Below are 16,556 nucleotides of genomic sequence, written 5' to 3'. Positions count from 1 at the left end.
CGAGTTCGTGTTCGATTCTGTGACCATGACGGCGCTCTCGAGCGCCCTGGACGGCCTCGCGCTGCGTCAGCGCGCGATCGCCGACAACATCGCCAACATCAACACCCCCGACTATCACGCCAAGCGCGTGCTGTTCGAAGAGGCGCTGGCGTCCTCGGTGGCGGCCGGCGACGGAGACGTCACGGCCACGACCGCGCGGTCCCTCGAGCCCACGCGCCTGGACGGCAACAACGTCAACCTGGACACCGAGACGCTGTCCGGCATCGACACGATGCTGCGGTACCAGTTCGCGACGCAGGCGATCAACGGCTCCTTCTCGTCTCTGCGCACGGCGATGCGGACGACGTCATGACCTTCGACGCGATCGGCATCGCCGGCACCGGGCTGACCGTCCACCGCAAGTGGCTGGACGCCCTCAGCGACAACATCGCCAACATCAATACCGTCTCCGCGACCGACGGTGCGGCGTTCCGCGAACGCTACGTGCTCGTGCAGACCAGCGACGCCTCACCGGGCGTCTACGTCGCCGGTACCGCTCTCGGCGACGCCGAGGGGCGGCTCGCCTACCAGCCCGATCACCCGCTCGCGGACGCCGAGGGCTTCGTGCGGCTTCCGGACATCGACCTCGGCGACCAGATGAGCCAGCTCATCCTGGCTCAGCGCGGATACGAGGCCAGCGCCGCCGTGGTCGACCGTGCCCGCAACACGTATGAGTCCGCGCTCCAGATCGGACGCAGCTGATGGCGCTGGGCGGCATCGAGTCGATCGCGGGAGTCGCGTCCGGCCTCTCCGCCGTCCCGACCGTCGCGGATCGCATCTCGGTCCCGGGGGCGCCGGAGAGTACAGACGGCGCTTCCGGCTTCGCGACGCGGATGGCCGACGCCGTCGACGAGCTGCAGGGCCTGCAGAAGGAGTCGGACTCCCTCAAGGTCGCGGCCGTCACGGGCGATCTGAACGACATCCATGCGTCGATGATCGCCTCGAGCCGCGCCGCCGTCACACTCGAGCTCGTGGCGGCCGTGCGCAACAAGGGCGTCGACGCCTTCAATGAGATCATGCGGATGCAGGCCTGATGCCCAAGGCCGTCACCGGCGTCTTCCAGCGGCTCGGCCGCGCGGTCGCCGGATTCACCCTCGCTCAGCGCACGTTCGCGATCATCGGCATCGCCGCCGTGCTGCTGGGCGCGATCGCGCTGGTCAGCTGGATGAGCCGCCCTCACATGACTCCGCTGTTCTCCGGCCTGAGCGCGACCGACGCGAACACGGTCGTGGAGCAGCTGCGCTCGGCCGGCGTCTCCTACGAGCTCACGGACGGCGGAGGCACCGTGCTCGTCCCTGAGGCGGATGTGTACAACCAGCGCCTCACGGCCGCGGCCGCGGGCATCCCCAGCGCGAGCTCGGGCGGGTACACGCTGCTCGACGAGATGGGGGTCACCTCCTCGGAGTTCCAGCAGTCGGTCACCTACAAGCGCGCGATCGAAGGCGAACTCGCCGCGACCATCGCCGCGCTCGACGGCGTGTCGGCGGCGTCGGTCCAGCTCGCGATCCCCGAGGAGAGCGTCTTCGTCTCCGAGACGGTCGATCCGACGGCCTCGGTGTTCGTCGAGACGGACGGGAGCACCGCGGTGAGCGCCGATCAGGTGGAGGCGATCGTGCACCTCACCTCGGCATCCGTCTCCGGCCTGAAGGCCGAGAACGTCGCCGTGATCGACCAGACCGGCACGACGCTGTCGGCCGTCGGCACCGGGACCGTCGGCGGCGTCGACCAGCAGTCCGGCGAGCACGAGGCACGCGTCACGGCCGCCGTCCAGCAGATGCTCGACGCCGTCGTGGGCGCGGGCAACGCGAAGGTGTCCGTCGTGGCCGAGATCGACCGGTCGGTCAGCGAGCGGCTGGAGGAGACCTACACGCCAGCGGAGGGAGCCCCTCCGCTGTCCGAGCAGACCCGCACCGAGACCAGCAACGGCGGCGACACCGACGCGGGCGTGCTGGGCCCCGACAACATCGCCGTGCCCGACGGCGCCGGCGACGGCGCGTACGAATCGACCGAGGAGACCCGCAACAACGTCGTGAACAAGCTCGTCGAGTCGACGACGACGCCCGCCGGGTCGATCACCCGCCAGTCGGTGTCCGTGGCGGTCGACGCGGACGCGGCGACCGACATCACGGTGGCCCAGCTCGAGGACCTGGTCGCGGCAGCCGCCGGCATCGACCCGCAGCGCGGCGACGGGTTGTCGGTGGAGCTCGTCTCGTTCAGCCAGACCGATGCCGACGCGGCGCAGGCCGCCCTCCAGTCGGCGAAGGAGGCCGCCGAGGCCGAGCGCCTGTCGGCTCTGACGACGGCGCTCATCATCGCCGCGGCGATCGCGGTCCCCCTGCTCGCCGGCGTCATCGCGCACCTCGTCCGCACCCGGCGACGCGCACGCAAGCAGGACGAGTTCGACTCGCTGTTCGGCGAACGTCCGCCGCCGCTGTCCGAACTGCCTGCGGCCACGGATCCGTTCCGGACGGCGCAGACGGCGCTGGAGCAGCAGGCGCCCACGGCCGTCCTGGAGGTCACCCCGCCGGAGCCCGACCCCGAACTCGAACGGGAGCTGAACTCGGAGCCGGCCCAGGTCAGCCTCGAGCGCCGCCGCGCCGAACTGGATGCCCTGACCCGCAGCGATCCGCAGCGCACCGCGGAGCTCATGCGCAGCTTCCTCGACGACAGGGCAGCGGTATGACCGGCCTCACCGGTCCGCAGACCGCCGCCATCGTCCTCATGAACCTCGATCGCGCGCATGCGATCGAGGTCATGAAGCACCTGTCCGAGGCGGAGGCCGAGACGGTCGCCGCCGAGATCATCGGCTTGCAGGATCTCGACGCCGCGACCACGGCCAGGGCCCTCGCCGAGTTCCAGCGGGTGGCCACCGGGCACCTGCCGCCCGCCCGCGGCGGACGCGACGTCGCCGAGGTGCTCCTGCAGGCCTCGTTCGGCTCCGAGCGGGCCGCCGCCGTGCTCGGCCGTGCCAGCGCCACCCTGTCGAACTCCGCCTTCGACTTCCTCGGCGCGGCGGAGCCGGCGCAGCTGGCGACGCTGCTGGACGGCGAGCTCCCCCAGACCGTCGCGCTCGTGCTGGCGCACCTTCCCGTCGACCAGGCGGCGTCCGTCCTCGCGGCGCTGCCCGATGCCGCACGCGCCGATGTCGCCCATGCCATCGCCACCATGGGGACGGCGACACAGGAGGCGATCACCGTGGTCGCGGAGGCGCTGAAGGCGCGCACCGGCCTGTTCTCCAGCAAGGACAGCCCCGACGCGCTCGGCGGAGTGCAGCCGCTCGTCGAGATCATCAACCGCTCCGACGCGACCATCGAGAAGGCGCTGCTGGCGAGCATCGAGGATCGCGACAGCGTGCTGGCCGAGGACATCCGGTCCCGGATGTTCACCTTCGCCGACATCGTCAAGCTCGAGGACCGCGACGCCCAGCGCGTCCTGCGCAGCATCGACATCCGCTCGCTCGCCATCGCCCTGAAGGGGGCGCACCAGGCGATCCTCGACGTGATCAACCGGAACATCTCCGAGCGCAACCGCGAGAACCTCGCGGAGGAGGCCGTGGCGCTGGGACCGGTGCGGATGTCCCAGGTCGAGGAGGCGCGTGCCGAGATCGTGCGGCTGATCCGCACCCTGGAGGCCTCCGGCGACATCACCGTCCAGCGCTCCGACGAGGACGAGTATGTCTACTGACGCCTTCCGCCCGTCGGCCTACCCGCGCCTGCTCGGTGAGGACTCCGAGCGGGAACGCGAGAGGGCGCGCCGGCGCGGCTACGCGGACGGGCACGCCGAGGGGTTCCGCGTCGCGACAGCGGCGGTCGAGACCTTGGCGCGCCGGCAGGACGCGGTGAGGCGCGCACGCGAGGCCGAGGCGGACGCGAGCCTGGGGCGGGTCGTGTCGGCGGTCGAGGCCGCTGCGGCGCAGTTCGCCGCTCATCGCGACGCCGTCGCGGCGCAGGAGGATCAGCTGCTCCTGCGCCGGGCGATCGAGCTGGCCGAGCTGATCGTCGCGGGCGAACTGACGGGCCCAGGGCGGGCGGCGATCGCCGCCGTCGAGCGCGCCCTGGCCGCGGCACGGACGGACGACGGGTTCGAGGTCCGTCTGCATCCCGAGGATCTGGAGGCCCTCGAACTCTCCGGTGCCCTGCCCGACGGTGTCCCGCTGCGCGCCGACGACGATCTCGCGCGCGGCGATGCGATCGTCGTGGTCGCGGACGGCCTGATCGACGCACGCATCGGATCCGCGTTCGAGCGCGCCCGCCGGAGCATCCTCGAGGAGGAGTCATGAGCGGCTGGTCCGACGTGCTGGAGGCGGCCCGCCCCGAGCGGATCGGACGCGTCTCGCAGGTGCGGGGCCTGGGGGTCCAGGTGCGCGGCGTGGAGTGCGCCGTCGGAGACGTGGTCCAGCTGGGCGATGACGCCCTGGCCGAGGTCGTCGCGCTGGACCGCGACGGCGCGAGGTGCATGCCGCTCGCACCGATCGACGGCCTGGCTCTGGACGCCCCGGTCCGCCGCCGCGGCGGAGCACCGCTCGTGCCGACCGGACCGGCCCTGCTGGGCCGCGTCCTGGACGGCCTCGGGAACCCGATCGACGGCAAGGGCCCGCTGCGCGCCCCCCGCGTGAGCATGCACGCCGTGCCGCCGTCGGCGATCGGCCGGGAACGCATCACAGCGCCGCTTCCGCTCGGCATCCGCGTGTTGGACACTCTCGCGACCGTGGGCCGCGGTCAGCGCATGGGCCTGTTCGCGGGTTCCGGCGTCGGCAAGTCCTCCCTGCTGTCGATGATCGCGCGCGGGATGCAGGCGGATGCCGCGGTCATCGCCCTGATCGGCGAGCGCGGCCGCGAGGTGCGCGAGTTCATCGAGGACGACCTGGGTCCGGAAGGCCTCACGCGGTCGGTGGTCGTCGTGTCGACCTCGGACCAGCCGGCGATGGCGCGCCTGCGCGCCGCGTTCACCGCCGCCCGCATCGCGGAGTCGTTCCGCGACGACGGGGCGCACGCCGTGCTGATGATGGACTCGCTGACGCGCGTCGCGATGGCCCAGCGCGAGATCGGGCTGTCCGCCGGCGAGCCGCCCGCGACCCGCGGCTATCCGCCCTCGACGTTCTCGACGCTCGCGCGCCTGCTCGAACGTGCCGGCACCGGCCGCTCGGGCTCCGTCACGGGCATCTACACGGTGCTCGTCGACGGCGACGACCACAACGAGCCGATCGCGGACGCGGCGCGCTCGATCCTCGACGGGCACGTGGTGCTCGACCGGCGGCTCGCCGTCTCCGGCCACCATCCCGCCGTCGACGTGCTCGGCTCGATCTCCCGCGTCGCCGGGAAGATCACCTCGGCCGCGCAGCGGGAGCAGGTCCGGCGTCTGCGCGCGGTCCTCGCCGCCCGCCGCGGAGCCGACGACCTCATCGACATCGGCGCGTACCATGCCGGGGCGAATCCGCGCGTGGACGCCGCGCTGGAGCACGAACAGGCCATCACCGCCTTCCTCACCCAGGATCTGGACGAGTCCAGCAGGTTCGAGGAGTCCTGGCGAAGGCTGGATGCGCTGGTCACGGCGTTCGGGGACGTCTCATGAGCCGGGGGTTCTCGCTGTCGGGGCTGCTGCGCGTCCGCGGCATCCAGGAGCGCGCGGCCGCCCAGCGGCTCTCGCGCGCGGTCATCGACGCGGATCAGGCCAAGGCCCGCGAGCGCGTCGCCCGCGCCGCGCTGGACGCGTCGGGATCCGACGCGATCGACGTGCGCACGCTGGCCGCGATCGCCGCGGCGCGCGTCTCGGCTCGGCGGCAGCTCGGCGACCTCGCCTCGCTCGCCGACCTGCGCTCGGCCGCGCTGGCCGACGCCCGCGACGCGCATCGCGAGGCCCGTCGCCAGGTGCGGGCGCTGGAGCGCCTCGCCGACGCTCACGCCGCGCGGCAGGAGGCCGAGACGCTGAGACAGGAGCAGAACGACATCGACGAGATCGCCGGTCGCGCCAGGGCGGAGGGTGCGACATGACGCTGCTCGGAATGCTCCCCGCACTCGGCGGCGCGGCCTCCGTGCCTCACCCGGTTCGCGGCGGCACGCCGTCGGGCGCGGGCGCCTTCGCCGAGACCGTGCGCAAGGAACTCGCGGGTCCCGCCCCGGAGGGGATCGCCGCCGATGGGGTTCCGGCCGGCACGGGGTCGTCCGGCCTCGAGGCCGGACCGGCGGAGGGCGACGTGTCCGGCGTCGGCCTCGGCAGCGGCGACGCCGGACGCCCCGAGGCCGTCGCACCGGTTCCCTCCCCGATCAGCGGAATCGGCGGCGAGGCGAGCGTCGTGTTCGCTCCCGCGTTCGCCGCCGGGGCGCTCCCCACCGGTGAAGCCGTGGCGGACACGATCCCGCCGACCGGCGCCCCGTCCGCATCGACCACGGACGCCGTCCCGGAGGGTGCTTCGCCCGCGCCCTCCGCGTCCGTCACCGACGCGTCCGCGACGGTTCCGGGCGCAGCAGGGCCCCCCATCGAAGGCGGCGAGAGCTCCGCGGTCTCCGCTGCGAGCCCCGCCGGATCGGCATCCGGTCGGGCAGCGGTCCCAGACCCCGGACCGGTTCCGGCGGTCGCCACCGCTCCCGCGACAGGCGCGGCTGCCGCCTCGGCATCGAGGACTGCGACGCGTCAGGAGACCGCGGCCGCCTCGACGCCGACGAACGCGGCTCCGCCCGAGGGGGCGACGACCAGGGACGCCGTCCTCGCGCCACGTGGGACAGTATCGGCAACCGCACCCGAGGCTCACCGGCCTGCCGCCCTTTCCGGGGCGCCGTCTCCTGCCTCGTTCACACCCGCGGCGCCGACGACCGCGGACCCCGCTCTCCCGGCATCCTCTCCCGCATCGGCGGCGCCCGCCGGCCCGGCCGCGACGGGGCCGGCGGTCGCCGCGGACCCGCTCCCTGCCGCCCTGCCCGTGGAATCCCCGGCACCGGCATCCGCTTCACCGGCCGTCACGACGGCGGCCGCGGCATCCGCCCCGGCGCGGGCCGGCCTGCTGCCGCAGCTCTCCGCGCCCGTCATCGCCCTGGCCCAGGCCCCGGACGGCGAGCACACCATCACCCTGACCGTCTCGCCGGAGAACCTCGGACCCGTGACGGTGCGCGCCCATGTCGCCGGCGGCGTCCTGCACGTCGAGCTCGCCTCGGCGACGGATGCCGGGCGCGAGGCCCTGCGCGCGATCCTCACCGACCTGCGGCGGGACCTCGCCGCGGCGACCCCGTCCTCCTCCCTGTCCCTGGGCGGACAGGATGCCGCCGCCGACGACGCTCCGTCGGGCCGGACGGACCAGGGCGGAGACGGATCGCCCGAGCCGGGTGCCGCGGGAGGCCGCGTCGTTCCCGGCGCTAACGCGTCCGCCACGGGTGCGGAGACGGGCCTCGACACTCCCGCGCTGCCCCCGGTATCCGCACCGACCACCGGCATCGACGTGTTCGCCTGACAACGAGGAGCCCCATGACCACCATCCCCCCGATCACCGGAACCGCCGCCGTCGACGCGAACAGCGCCGCGAGCACCCCCGCGCCGAAGCAGACGCTCGACGCCGACGTGTTCATGAAGCTGCTGGTGACGCAGCTGTCCAACCAGGACCCGAGCTCCCCCATGGACACGAACGAGATGATCGCGCAGACCACGCAGCTCGCCTCGATGGAGCAGCTGACCGCGCTGGCGGCCACCACCACCGAGAGCTTCGCGCTCAGCATGCGTCAGACGGCCGCCGCGCTCATCGGCCAGGAGGCGCAGTACGTCGACGCCGACGGCGTCGAGCAGTCCGGCATCGTCAGCTCCGTGTCCTTCGCCGGTCCCATCCCGATCGTCACGATCGGGGACACCCCGGTCGCGCTCGACGCGGTGTCCGGCCTCACCCTGAAGTCCTGAAACGAAAGGCAGATCATGCTCCGTTCCCTCTATGCCGGCATCTCCGGCCTGCGCTCGCACCAGACCATGCTGGACGTCACCGGCAACAACATCGCCAACGTCAACACCGTCGGATTCAAGGCCTCCTCGGTGCAGTTCCAGGAGTCCCTCGCCCAGCTCGTGCAGAACTCCACCCTGCCCCAGGCCGACGCCGGAGGCTCCAACCCCGCTCAGGTCGGCCTCGGCGTGCAGATCTCGGCGATCACCACCAACTTCGCCTCCGGGTCGCGGCAGGCGACCGGCGTGCCGACCGACCTCATGATCGCCGGCGACGGATTCTTCATGGTGCGCGCGGGCGGAGAGACGCTGTACACCCGCAACGGCGCGTTCTCGTTCGATGCGGCCGGTCGGCTCGTCACGGCGGACGGCGCACTCGTTCAGGGCTGGACGGCCCAGGACGGCGCGATCGTCCCGGGTCAGGGTGTCGGAACCATCACGCTGCCGGTGGGCGCGATCGCTCCTGGGCGCGCGACGACCGCAGCATCCGCCGCGGGCAACCTCCCCTCGGACAAGGCCGTGGGCGAGACGATCGTCCGCGAGCTCGAGGTCTACGACGCCGAGGGTGCGGCACGACAGCTGCAGCTGACCTTCACGCGCACGGCGACCGGCTGGGACGTCACCGACGGCACCTCCACCACCTCTCTCGCGTTCGTGAACGGCGAGCAGACCGGCGCGAGCACGATCGTCTCGGGCGGCGTCACGGTCGACCTGTCCGGTCTCACCGGGTACGCCGAGCTGAGCACAGCGGCGCTGGGCGAACAGAACGGCGCCCCCGCAGGCACACTGCTCTCCTACGCCCTGACCGAGGACGGCAGCCTGGTCGGCACCTTCAGCAACGGCGACACCGCCGTGCTCGCGCGCCTCGCGCTGGCCGGCTTCGTCAACCCCGGCGGCCTCGAGAAGGCCGGATCCTCGCACTACCGTCCGAGCGCCAACTCGGGCGAGCCCACGGTCGGCGCGGCAGGTCAGGACGGCATCGGCGGCATCGTCAGCGGGGCGCTGGAGATGTCCAACGTCGACCTGTCGCAGGAGTTCACGAACCTCATCGTGGCGCAGCGCGGGTTCCAGGCGAACGCGCGCATCATCACGACGAGCGACGAGGTCCTGCAGGAGCTGACGAACCTCAAGCGCTGACGCTCGGGGCGCGCAAGGGCATCGGACCGGTGTTCGGGCGCGAGAGGTCTCGCCGCGGTTCAGCCCGCCATCTCCGCCTGGATCCGCCGGTCGAGGTCGTCGAGCTCTGCCAGCAGCTCGGCTGCGACCCAGACCCGGTCTCGTTTGCGTCCGGTGATCTCCTGGATGAACCCGGCTTCGGCAAGGTGCGCGATCGCGCGGTATGTCTGCTGCTCCGACGCACCCGCGCGCCGCTCGATCTCGGCGGCCGCCATGACAGGGTGATCATAGAAGGCAGGGATGAGCGCCGCGACGGCAGAACCCGATCTCGGCTTGAGTTCGGCTGCCCACTCATCGGGCAGAGCCTTGATGCGGGCGATCGATTCACGGGAGCACACGGCGGCCGCGCGCGCCGAGCTCGCGAACAGGTCGATCAGCGGTGCAGGATCGCCCCGGCGGTAGTCCCCGAGAGCTGCGAAGTAGTCCTCGCGCCTGGCAAGCAGCCCACTGGCAAGAGGCACCACGGCATTGCGCGTCACGCCGCGTCTTCGAAGCACGGCCGAGACGAGAGCGCGGCCGATGCGCCCGTTGCCGTCGGCGAACGGGTGGATCGACTCGAACTGCGCGTGCCCGATGCCCGCCTGCACCATCACAGGAACGTCGTCGCGGTTCAGGTAATCGATCAGATCCTCCATCAGCGCCGGCACCCGTTCCGGCGCCGGTGGCACGTGCAGGGCATCACGGGGTGAGTGGTCACCGCCGCCGATCCAGTTCTGCATGTCCCTGAGCCGCCCCGCGTAGTCGGACTCGTAGCGGTCGTCCTTCATCAGGGCTCGATGAGCGGCGACGAGACCGTCCAGCGAGAACCGGCCGTGGTCGGCGACCCCCGTCACGAGATCATGAAGAGCGGTGCTCGCGGCCACCATGCTGGTAGCCGAGCTGTTGGATCGATTCCCCGCAAGTGCCTTGGCATAGTCGACTGCCGTGGCGGTGATGCGCTCGATCTTCGACGAAGCGACCGACTCAGTCCGCATCATGAACCGGCTCATCGCCGCCGAATGCCCCTCAGCTTCGGTGTCCGCCTGCGCCACGGCGAGCAGGGCCGACTCCGACATCACCATCGTCGCGATCGGTGGCATGTAATCGAGGGACGAGATCATCGGCGGAGTCATCGTGTCCACCGAAGACAGCATGCGATCAGCGCGGGTGCCCCCGCGCACCTGCTGACGCCACGGCAGCGTATCGACCGTGTGCGCAGGCCAGGAATCCTGCCCAGATCCCCTTCTCTCAATTGCCATAATCGCGAGTATTCCACGAATTACTCAGGTTTAGGGCGTCCAAACCTGAGTAAAGAGGTCGACACCCTCACCTCTGCTGACCGCACGAGCCGGGATGCCGACAGTAGCGGGAGGCAGGCGTGCGCTCCGTGCTCGGCACGAGGCGTAGGCTGGGAGGTGAACTGGGGGGTTCACGGCGAGCAAGAAGGCCGAGGACATGGGAAGAGAACGAGAGAACGTGCACTGGGAAGACATTCTGAGTCTTCCCGCGAGCGGTCAGCATTCGCTCAGCGACCGCGTGCACGAGGAGCTCAGCGCCGCGATCGTCGACGGACGTCTCGAGGCGGGTGAGCAGCTGAACGACAAGGCCATCGCGGAGGCGCTGGGCATCTCGCGGACCCCCGTCCGCGAGGCGCTGCGGCGTCTGACGGTCGTCGGCCTCGTCGAGGTCGCCGCCAGCCGCTATACGCGGGTGACCGAGGTCACTCCCGAGCAGGCCGCGAGCACACTCGAGTACGCGGTGCTGCAGGCGGGCAATGCCCTGCAGCTGGCGGTGGGCCGGATGCGCGAGACCGAGCTGACGGACGCCGTCGCGCTGCTCGACCGCATGATCGAGGCATCCGATCGCGACGACGCCGACGCCCTCGTCCTCTCGTCGCGGGAATTCGTGGTCTTCATCATCCGTCATGCCGGCAACCCCTTCCTGACCCGCGTCCTCGCGAACGAGAACGCGGTGCTGGAGCGCGACCTGCGCCGAGCACGCGTCGACCTCGGCACCCCGGAGCAGCGCCGCGGCACCTACCGCCGCCTGCGCCTGGCGATGCTGACGCGGGATGCGGATGCCGCAGAGCGCCTCTTCCGCGTGCAGTGCGGGCTGATCGGGGCCGCCGGCGTCGGCTTCGCCATCGACGCCGCCGCGTAGGCCGATGGGCTCGCTTCGGGCGATCCGCCGCTGCGGACCCCGTGCGTGCACACGAGCTTCCGTCCCCGGCTAACGCCGCGCCTCCTCCTGCCGACAGTGATCACCGATGGCCCAGGACGGGCCGTCGGGTCCGGCCCCGCCCGGACGCACCTTCCAGGATGGAATCGCCCATGATCGTCGTCACGCGCCTGAACCGTACCCGGTTCGCGGTGAATCCCGACCTCATCGAGCGCATCCAGGCATCCCCCGACACCACCCTGATCATGGTCGACGGCGCCACCTTCGTCATCACCGAGACGATGGACGAGGTGATCGAGCAGATCATCGACCTCAGGGCGCGCGTGCTCGCCGCTGCGGCCCGCCGGCAGGCATCCGACGACGGCGCGACCGAGCGTGCGATCGCCGGGCCGACCGACCCCCGCGAGGAGGCCTGATGGATCCCGCACTGCTGCTCGGACTCGTCCTCGCCTTCGGGGCGCTTCTGGCGATGATCACGCTCGAGGGCGCCTCCTTCGCCGCCCTCCTGCTGCCCGCCCCCATGGTGCTGGTGTTCGGAGGGACCATCGCCGTCGGCATCGCCAGCGGCACGATGCGCGACGCCGTGGTGGCGGTGAAGGCTCTGCCGCGCGCGTTCCGCGGCGAACGCCGGACGGCGCAGGCCGTCATCGACACGATCGTCGGCTTCGCCGAGACGGCCCGTGCCGAGGGGCTGCTCGCCCTGGAGCGATTCGTGGACGACGAGCCCGACCCCTTCCTGAAGCAGTCGCTGCAGAGCATCGCGGACGGGACGGATGCCGAGGAGCTCCGTCTCGTGATGGAGGACGAGATCGCGTCCGCGGCCGCCCGCAGCCGCACCGCCGCCCGCTTCTACAGCACGCTGGGCGGGTTCGCGCCCACCGTCGGCATCATCGGAACCGTCGTCTCGCTCACGCACGTCCTCGAGAAGCTGGATGAGCCGTCGACGCTCGGACCCCTCATCGCCGCGGCGTTCGTCGCGACGCTGTGGGGCCTGCTCTCCGCCAACTTCATCTGGCTCCCGATCGGCGGCCGCCTGCGCCGGCTCGGCGAGCTGGAGATCGAGCGGATGACGGTGATGATGGAGGGCATGCTGGCCGTGCAGGCCGGCTCTCCCCCGCACTTCGTCGGCGAGCGCCTGCGCGCACTGGTCTCCGATCGACGGGCACCGCGCCGGTCCCGGACCACGTCGACCGCGGACGAGACGGTGCTCGAGTCGTGAGCGTCAGGGCACGGCGCCACCTGGCCTCCGCCGAGGGCGAGGAGGGGCCGGACGAGCGGTGGATGGCCTCGTACCTCGACATGATCACGGTGCTGATGTGCATGTTCATCGTCCTGTTCGCGATGTCCACCGTGGACAAGGAGAAGTTCGAGCAGCTCAGCGCGTCGCTCGCGACGGGGTTCGGGCAGGACCCCTCCGAGGTGCGCGACGTCTCCGAGGGGGTCGTCGTCCCGGCCGAACTCCTCGAGGAGGACGGCGCCGGCTTCATGCAGGCCGAGATCGACGCCGCGGAGGCCGAGCTCGATGCCGCGGAAGCCGAGCTCGACGAGCTCACGGCGCTGCGCGATCGACTGCGTCAGGCGCTGGTCGAGCACGACCTCGCGGACGCGGCGACGTTCACGATCGACGAACGGGGACTCACGATCGGCCTGGTCAGCGCGGAGACGTACTTCGCCACCAACAGCACGCAGCTGACCCCCGAAGCGGTGACGCTGCTGGACGCGCTCGGCGGAGTGCTGGTGGATGTGCCGAACGAGATCTCGATCGAGGGCCACGCGGATCAGCGCTCGGCCGTCGCGCCGTTCGCGACGAACTGGGAGCTGTCGGTGGGGCGTTCCACGCAGGTGCTCCGGCATTTCGTGGAGGTCGACGGGATCGATCCCGGCCAGATCCGGTCCGTCGGATTCGGCGACGCGAGACCGGCCGCCGAGGGAAGCACCGAGCAGGCCATGGCGCAGAACCGACGCGTGGACGTCGTCGTCCTCTCCTCCGCCGATGAGGAGGTGCGCCGACTGCTCCCCGATCTCCAGGGGGCCCAGCCCCGATTCTGAACCGCACCGCTGCTTACGAGAGTCCGCAGTCACCCGATAGTCGAGGTCGTGGTGATCCAGGACAGCGCGCGGCCGAGCGCCGAGCACGCCGTCGGCGAGGTCGCGGTGTACGACTTCGGCCGCTCCGCCTCGCTGTCCCGCGAACACGCGCGCGCTCTCGAAGTGGCGTTCGAGACCTTCGCCCGGCAGTGGGCTCCTGAGCTGTCCGCGCGCATCCGCGGACGCGCGCACGTCGCGGTCGAGCAGGTGGCGACCGAGACCTACGCGGAGTACGCGGCGTCCCTGCCCGCCACGACGACCATGGTGATCTGCGGCTTCGCCGACTCCGATCGCCGCGTGGTGATACAGTTCCCGCTCTCGGTCGCCAGCGGATGGATCGTGCAGATGGTCGGCGGGCGGCCGATCGCGCCGATCGAGGACCGGACTCTGACGGCGATCGACCAGGCGCTCGTGCGGGCGCTCATGCTCGAGGCCATTGCGCAGCTGGGCGGAGCTCTGGGAGACCTGCTGCCGCCGGGGCTCGACGTCATCGGCATCCAGCAGAGCTCGCAGTTCGCGCAGGTCGCTGCCGACGCCGAACCGGTCATCGTGGCCCGGCTGTCGATGCGGCTGGGCGGGCGCACGATCCCCGCGAGCGTCATGCTCCCGGCCGATGTCGTCATCGACGGCTTCTCGACGCGCGACTCGGGCGCGACGCCCGCCGCCATCTCGGACCTCATGAGACGCCAGGTCGAGTCGGCTCCGGTCGACGTCGCCCTGCGCCTGACCCCGCACACCGTCCGGCCCGCGGACGTGCTCGCGCTGGCCGTCGGCGACATCATCGCCCTGCCGCACTCCGCCGACCGTCCGCTCGACCTCGTGGTCGACCGCCAGACGGTCGCGACCGCCGCCGTCGGCACCAGCGGCGCGCGCCTGGCCTGCGTCGTGACCGCCATCACCCCCGACATCCCCGCTGAGGAGCGCCCGTGACCCTGACACCCGCCCACGAGTCCGCCGTCGCCGCCGCGTTCGCCGCCGCCCTGCCCACGGCCGGGGTAACGATCACACGCGCCGCACAGCCGTCCGGGGACAACGGCGACGCCGTGGTCGTGTCGTACGTCGGGGAGTCGTCAGGACGCCTCGCCGTCCGGATCCTCGACCCGGAGACCCTCGTCGACGGTCTCGCGGACGCTGCGCTGCCCGACCGCCTGCGCTCGGCGCTGGAGGCCGCCGCCGGGGCACTCGGTGCGGGGACGCTCGGCGAGGCGACCGTGCAGGACGCCTCCTCCGTCTTCGCCGATCCGCTGGGGCAGGTCTTCGACCTGCAGGACGAGTCCGGTCGCCCGATCGGCCGACTCGCGGTGCGGATCACGCGGGCTCCCGCAGCCTCGGCAGGACAGCCGTCGCGGCTCCTGCACCGCATCGCCGGCGTGGAGATGGATCTGACCGTGGAGGTCGGACGCACCCGCATGGCGGTCCGCGACGTGCTGGATCTGGAGCCCGGCCGCATCGTCGAGCTGGACCGCTCGGCCGGCGCGCCGGCGGACGTGAAGCTCAACGGCCGGATCATCGCGCACGGGGAGATCGTCGTCGTCGACCAGGACTACGCCGTGCGGATCACGCGGATCCTCGAGAACGCCGAGGCCTGATCCTGGACGACATCCTCCTCCTGCTGCGCGTCGCGGTCTCGCTCGCGGCGGTGCTCGGCCTGCTCTGGTTCCTGCACCGCCGGCTCTCCCGCACCACCGCGCGCACGAAGGAGTCCCCGGCCATCACCGTGCTGGGACGCCAGGGGCTCGGGGCGAAGGCGCAGGTCGTCGTCGTGCGGACGGAGGATGCGCGCTACGTCCTCGGCGTCACGGAGCACGGCGTGACCCTGATCGACCGTCTCCCGGACGAACCCGCCGCGCCGGAGCCCGCACCGACGGCCGAGGACTTCGACCGGCTGCTCGCCTCGGCGGTCGCCGAAGCGGATGCCGAGGACGCGGCGCCCGCTCAGCGCCTCCGCGTACGTCACCGCAACGATCCGCTGCACGGCTCGATCCTGTCTCCCAGCACGTGGCGGCAGACGGCCGAGGCGCTCCGGCGCGTCCGATGAGCCGTCCGGCCGCGGCCTCCCCGCCGCGCCTGCTGCGCGGCATCCTCCTGATCGGAGCGATTCTGCTGCTCACGGCGGCCCTGGTGGTCCTGGTCCAGGCGCCGGCGCACGCGGATCCGATCGAGCCGGATGCTCCCACCGCACCGACCGCCCCGGCAGCCCCCGAGGACCCGGACGGCTCCGAGGACGGCACCGACGGGACGGGCGTCACGATCGACATCGACGGCGTCGATGGCTCTCCCTCCGCGTCCATCCTCACCCTGCTCGGCATCACCGTCCTGTCGGTCGCCCCGGCACTGCTGCTGATGATGTCCTCGTTCACGAAGATCTTCGTCGTGCTCGCCATGACGCGGAACGCTCTCTCTCTCCCCACGATCCCGCCCAACCAGGTCCTGGCCGGACTCTCGCTGTTCCTGTCGCTGTTTCTCATGTGGCCCGTGCTGACCGACATCAACGCGGTCGCCGTGCAGCCCTACATGGACGGCTCGCTGACCTTCGCCCAGGCGGTCGACATCGGTCAGGGGCCCCTGCACGAGTGGATGCTCGCTTACACGCGCGAGGAGGACCTCGCCCTCATGGCGCGCGCGGCGGGGCAGGACAACCCGGCGGATCCGGCGAGCGTCCCGATGTACATGCTGATCCCCGCCTTCATGATCTCCGAGCTGCGCGCGGCCTTCATCATCGGCTTCGTCATCTTCGTCCCGTTCCTCGTGATCGACATCGTCGTCGCTGCGGCGCTGATGTCGATGGGCATGATGATGCTCCCGCCGGTGATGATCTCGCTGCCGTTCAAGATCCTGCTCTTCGTCCTCGTGGACGGATGGGGGCTGATCATCACGTCGCTGCTGGAGAGCTACGGAGGTGTCGGATGAGTCCGGAGGCCGTCCTCGACATCGGCGCGCAGGGTCTGCTCATCGCGGCAAAGCTCGCGGCGCCCATGCTCGTGACCGCCCTCGTCGTCGGCTTCGCGATCTCGCTGCTGCAGTCGATCACGCAGGTGCAGGAGGTGACGCTCTCGTTCGTGCCGAAGTTCATCGCCGTCGGCATCGCCCTGCTGATCGCCGGCAACTGGATGATCGCCGAGATCATCGCCTTCACGAACGAGATGTTCGACCGCATCCCGATGCTGCTGAGCGGAGGATGA

Annotated in this window: 21 protein-coding genes; 20 read left to right on the top strand and 1 reads right to left on the bottom strand. The window is 71.5% G+C overall.

Annotated features, from left to right (window positions below):
- Positions 1–7: 7 nt before the first annotated feature.
- From KYX17_RS24200 to KYX17_RS24150, 11 genes are read left to right on the top strand one after another with little or no spacing between them, the layout of a single operon-like run.
- Positions 8–352 carry a flagellar basal body rod protein FlgB gene (locus tag KYX17_RS24200; protein ID WP_243230485.1) on the top strand — a complete coding sequence of 115 codons (345 nt, stop codon included), beginning with the start codon at positions 8–10 and terminating at the stop codon, positions 350–352.
- Positions 349–741: a flagellar basal body rod protein FlgC gene (locus KYX17_RS24195; RefSeq protein ID WP_243230484.1), complete on the top strand. Its 393-nt coding sequence runs from the start codon at positions 349–351 to the stop codon at positions 739–741. The genes KYX17_RS24200 and KYX17_RS24195 overlap by 4 nt, the downstream gene beginning before the upstream one ends.
- Complete coding sequence (gene fliE / locus KYX17_RS24190) at positions 741–1,073, top strand: flagellar hook-basal body complex protein FliE (protein WP_374208988.1); 333 nt, start codon at positions 741–743, stop codon at positions 1,071–1,073. The genes KYX17_RS24195 and fliE overlap by 1 nt, the downstream gene beginning before the upstream one ends.
- Positions 1,073–2,722 (top strand): flagellar basal-body MS-ring/collar protein FliF, encoded by a 1,650-nt coding sequence (fliF, locus tag KYX17_RS24185; protein ID WP_243230482.1) that lies wholly within the window; start codon positions 1,073–1,075, stop codon positions 2,720–2,722. Before fliE ends, fliF begins: the two co-directional genes overlap by 1 nt.
- Positions 2,719–3,723, top strand: a complete 1,005-nt coding sequence (gene fliG / locus KYX17_RS24180) for a flagellar motor switch protein FliG (RefSeq protein ID WP_243230481.1) — start codon at positions 2,719–2,721, stop codon at positions 3,721–3,723. The genes fliF and fliG overlap by 4 nt, the downstream gene beginning before the upstream one ends.
- Entirely contained in the window at positions 3,713–4,318 is a 606-nt protein-coding gene (locus KYX17_RS24175) for a FliH/SctL family protein (RefSeq protein ID WP_243230473.1), read from the top strand. Before fliG ends, KYX17_RS24175 begins: the two co-directional genes overlap by 11 nt.
- Positions 4,315–5,610, top strand: a complete 1,296-nt coding sequence (locus KYX17_RS24170) for a FliI/YscN family ATPase (protein WP_243230471.1) — start codon at positions 4,315–4,317, stop codon at positions 5,608–5,610. The genes KYX17_RS24175 and KYX17_RS24170 overlap by 4 nt, the downstream gene beginning before the upstream one ends.
- Positions 5,607–6,029: a flagellar export protein FliJ gene (locus KYX17_RS24165; RefSeq protein WP_243230461.1), complete on the top strand. Its 423-nt coding sequence runs from the start codon at positions 5,607–5,609 to the stop codon at positions 6,027–6,029. The genes KYX17_RS24170 and KYX17_RS24165 overlap by 4 nt, the downstream gene beginning before the upstream one ends.
- Entirely contained in the window at positions 6,026–7,480 is a 1,455-nt protein-coding gene (locus KYX17_RS24160; protein ID WP_243230459.1) for a flagellar hook-length control protein FliK, read from the top strand. The genes KYX17_RS24165 and KYX17_RS24160 overlap by 4 nt, the downstream gene beginning before the upstream one ends.
- Positions 7,481–7,494: 14 nt before the next feature.
- Entirely contained in the window at positions 7,495–7,917 is a 423-nt protein-coding gene (locus KYX17_RS24155; RefSeq protein WP_243230440.1) for a flagellar hook assembly protein FlgD, read from the top strand.
- Between the two features lie 15 nt (positions 7,918–7,932).
- A complete protein-coding gene (locus tag KYX17_RS24150) occupies positions 7,933–9,090 on the top strand; it encodes a flagellar hook protein FlgE (RefSeq protein WP_243230430.1) in 1,158 nt (385 codons plus the stop codon).
- A 59-nt stretch (positions 9,091–9,149) separates the two neighbouring features.
- On the opposite strand, the gene KYX17_RS24145 is transcribed toward KYX17_RS24150, so the two are convergent.
- A complete protein-coding gene (locus tag KYX17_RS24145; protein ID WP_243230428.1) occupies positions 9,150–10,160 on the bottom strand; it encodes a Fic family protein in 1,011 nt (336 codons plus the stop codon).
- A gap of 403 nt (positions 10,161–10,563) precedes the next feature.
- Between KYX17_RS24145 and KYX17_RS24140 the strand changes: the two genes are divergently transcribed.
- From KYX17_RS24140 to fliQ, 9 genes are all read left to right on the top strand, one after another.
- Positions 10,564–11,268 (top strand): GntR family transcriptional regulator, encoded by a 705-nt coding sequence (locus tag KYX17_RS24140; protein WP_243230412.1) that lies wholly within the window; start codon positions 10,564–10,566, stop codon positions 11,266–11,268.
- Between the two features lie 170 nt (positions 11,269–11,438).
- Positions 11,439–11,702 (top strand): flagellar FlbD family protein, encoded by a 264-nt coding sequence (locus KYX17_RS24135; RefSeq protein WP_243230411.1) that lies wholly within the window; start codon positions 11,439–11,441, stop codon positions 11,700–11,702.
- Complete coding sequence (locus tag KYX17_RS24130) at positions 11,702–12,505, top strand: motility protein A (RefSeq protein ID WP_243230409.1); 804 nt, start codon at positions 11,702–11,704, stop codon at positions 12,503–12,505. The genes KYX17_RS24135 and KYX17_RS24130 overlap by 1 nt, the downstream gene beginning before the upstream one ends.
- Positions 12,502–13,335, top strand: coding sequence for a flagellar motor protein MotB (locus KYX17_RS24125; RefSeq protein ID WP_243230402.1), 834 nt, complete (start codon positions 12,502–12,504; stop codon positions 13,333–13,335). Before KYX17_RS24130 ends, KYX17_RS24125 begins: the two co-directional genes overlap by 4 nt.
- Before the next feature lie 48 nt (positions 13,336–13,383).
- Positions 13,384–14,304 (top strand): flagellar motor switch protein FliM, encoded by a 921-nt coding sequence (locus KYX17_RS24120; protein ID WP_243230400.1) that lies wholly within the window; start codon positions 13,384–13,386, stop codon positions 14,302–14,304.
- Complete coding sequence (gene fliN / locus KYX17_RS24115; protein WP_243230398.1) at positions 14,301–14,963, top strand: flagellar motor switch protein FliN; 663 nt, start codon at positions 14,301–14,303, stop codon at positions 14,961–14,963. The genes KYX17_RS24120 and fliN overlap by 4 nt, the downstream gene beginning before the upstream one ends.
- Positions 14,960–15,412, top strand: a complete 453-nt coding sequence (fliO, locus tag KYX17_RS24110; RefSeq protein ID WP_308220947.1) for a flagellar biosynthetic protein FliO — start codon at positions 14,960–14,962, stop codon at positions 15,410–15,412. Before fliN ends, fliO begins: the two co-directional genes overlap by 4 nt.
- Positions 15,409–16,284 carry a flagellar type III secretion system pore protein FliP gene (gene fliP / locus KYX17_RS24105; protein WP_243230385.1) on the top strand — a complete coding sequence of 292 codons (876 nt, stop codon included), beginning with the start codon at positions 15,409–15,411 and terminating at the stop codon, positions 16,282–16,284. The genes fliO and fliP overlap by 4 nt, the downstream gene beginning before the upstream one ends.
- Positions 16,281–16,556, top strand: coding sequence for a flagellar biosynthesis protein FliQ (gene fliQ, locus KYX17_RS24100; protein WP_243230376.1), 276 nt, complete (start codon positions 16,281–16,283; stop codon positions 16,554–16,556). Before fliP ends, fliQ begins: the two co-directional genes overlap by 4 nt.

The organism is Microbacterium sp. CIAB417, from assembly GCF_022788845.1.
Note: the sequence above shows the minus strand (reverse complement) of the source record. Positions and strands in the feature narration are given on the sequence as shown.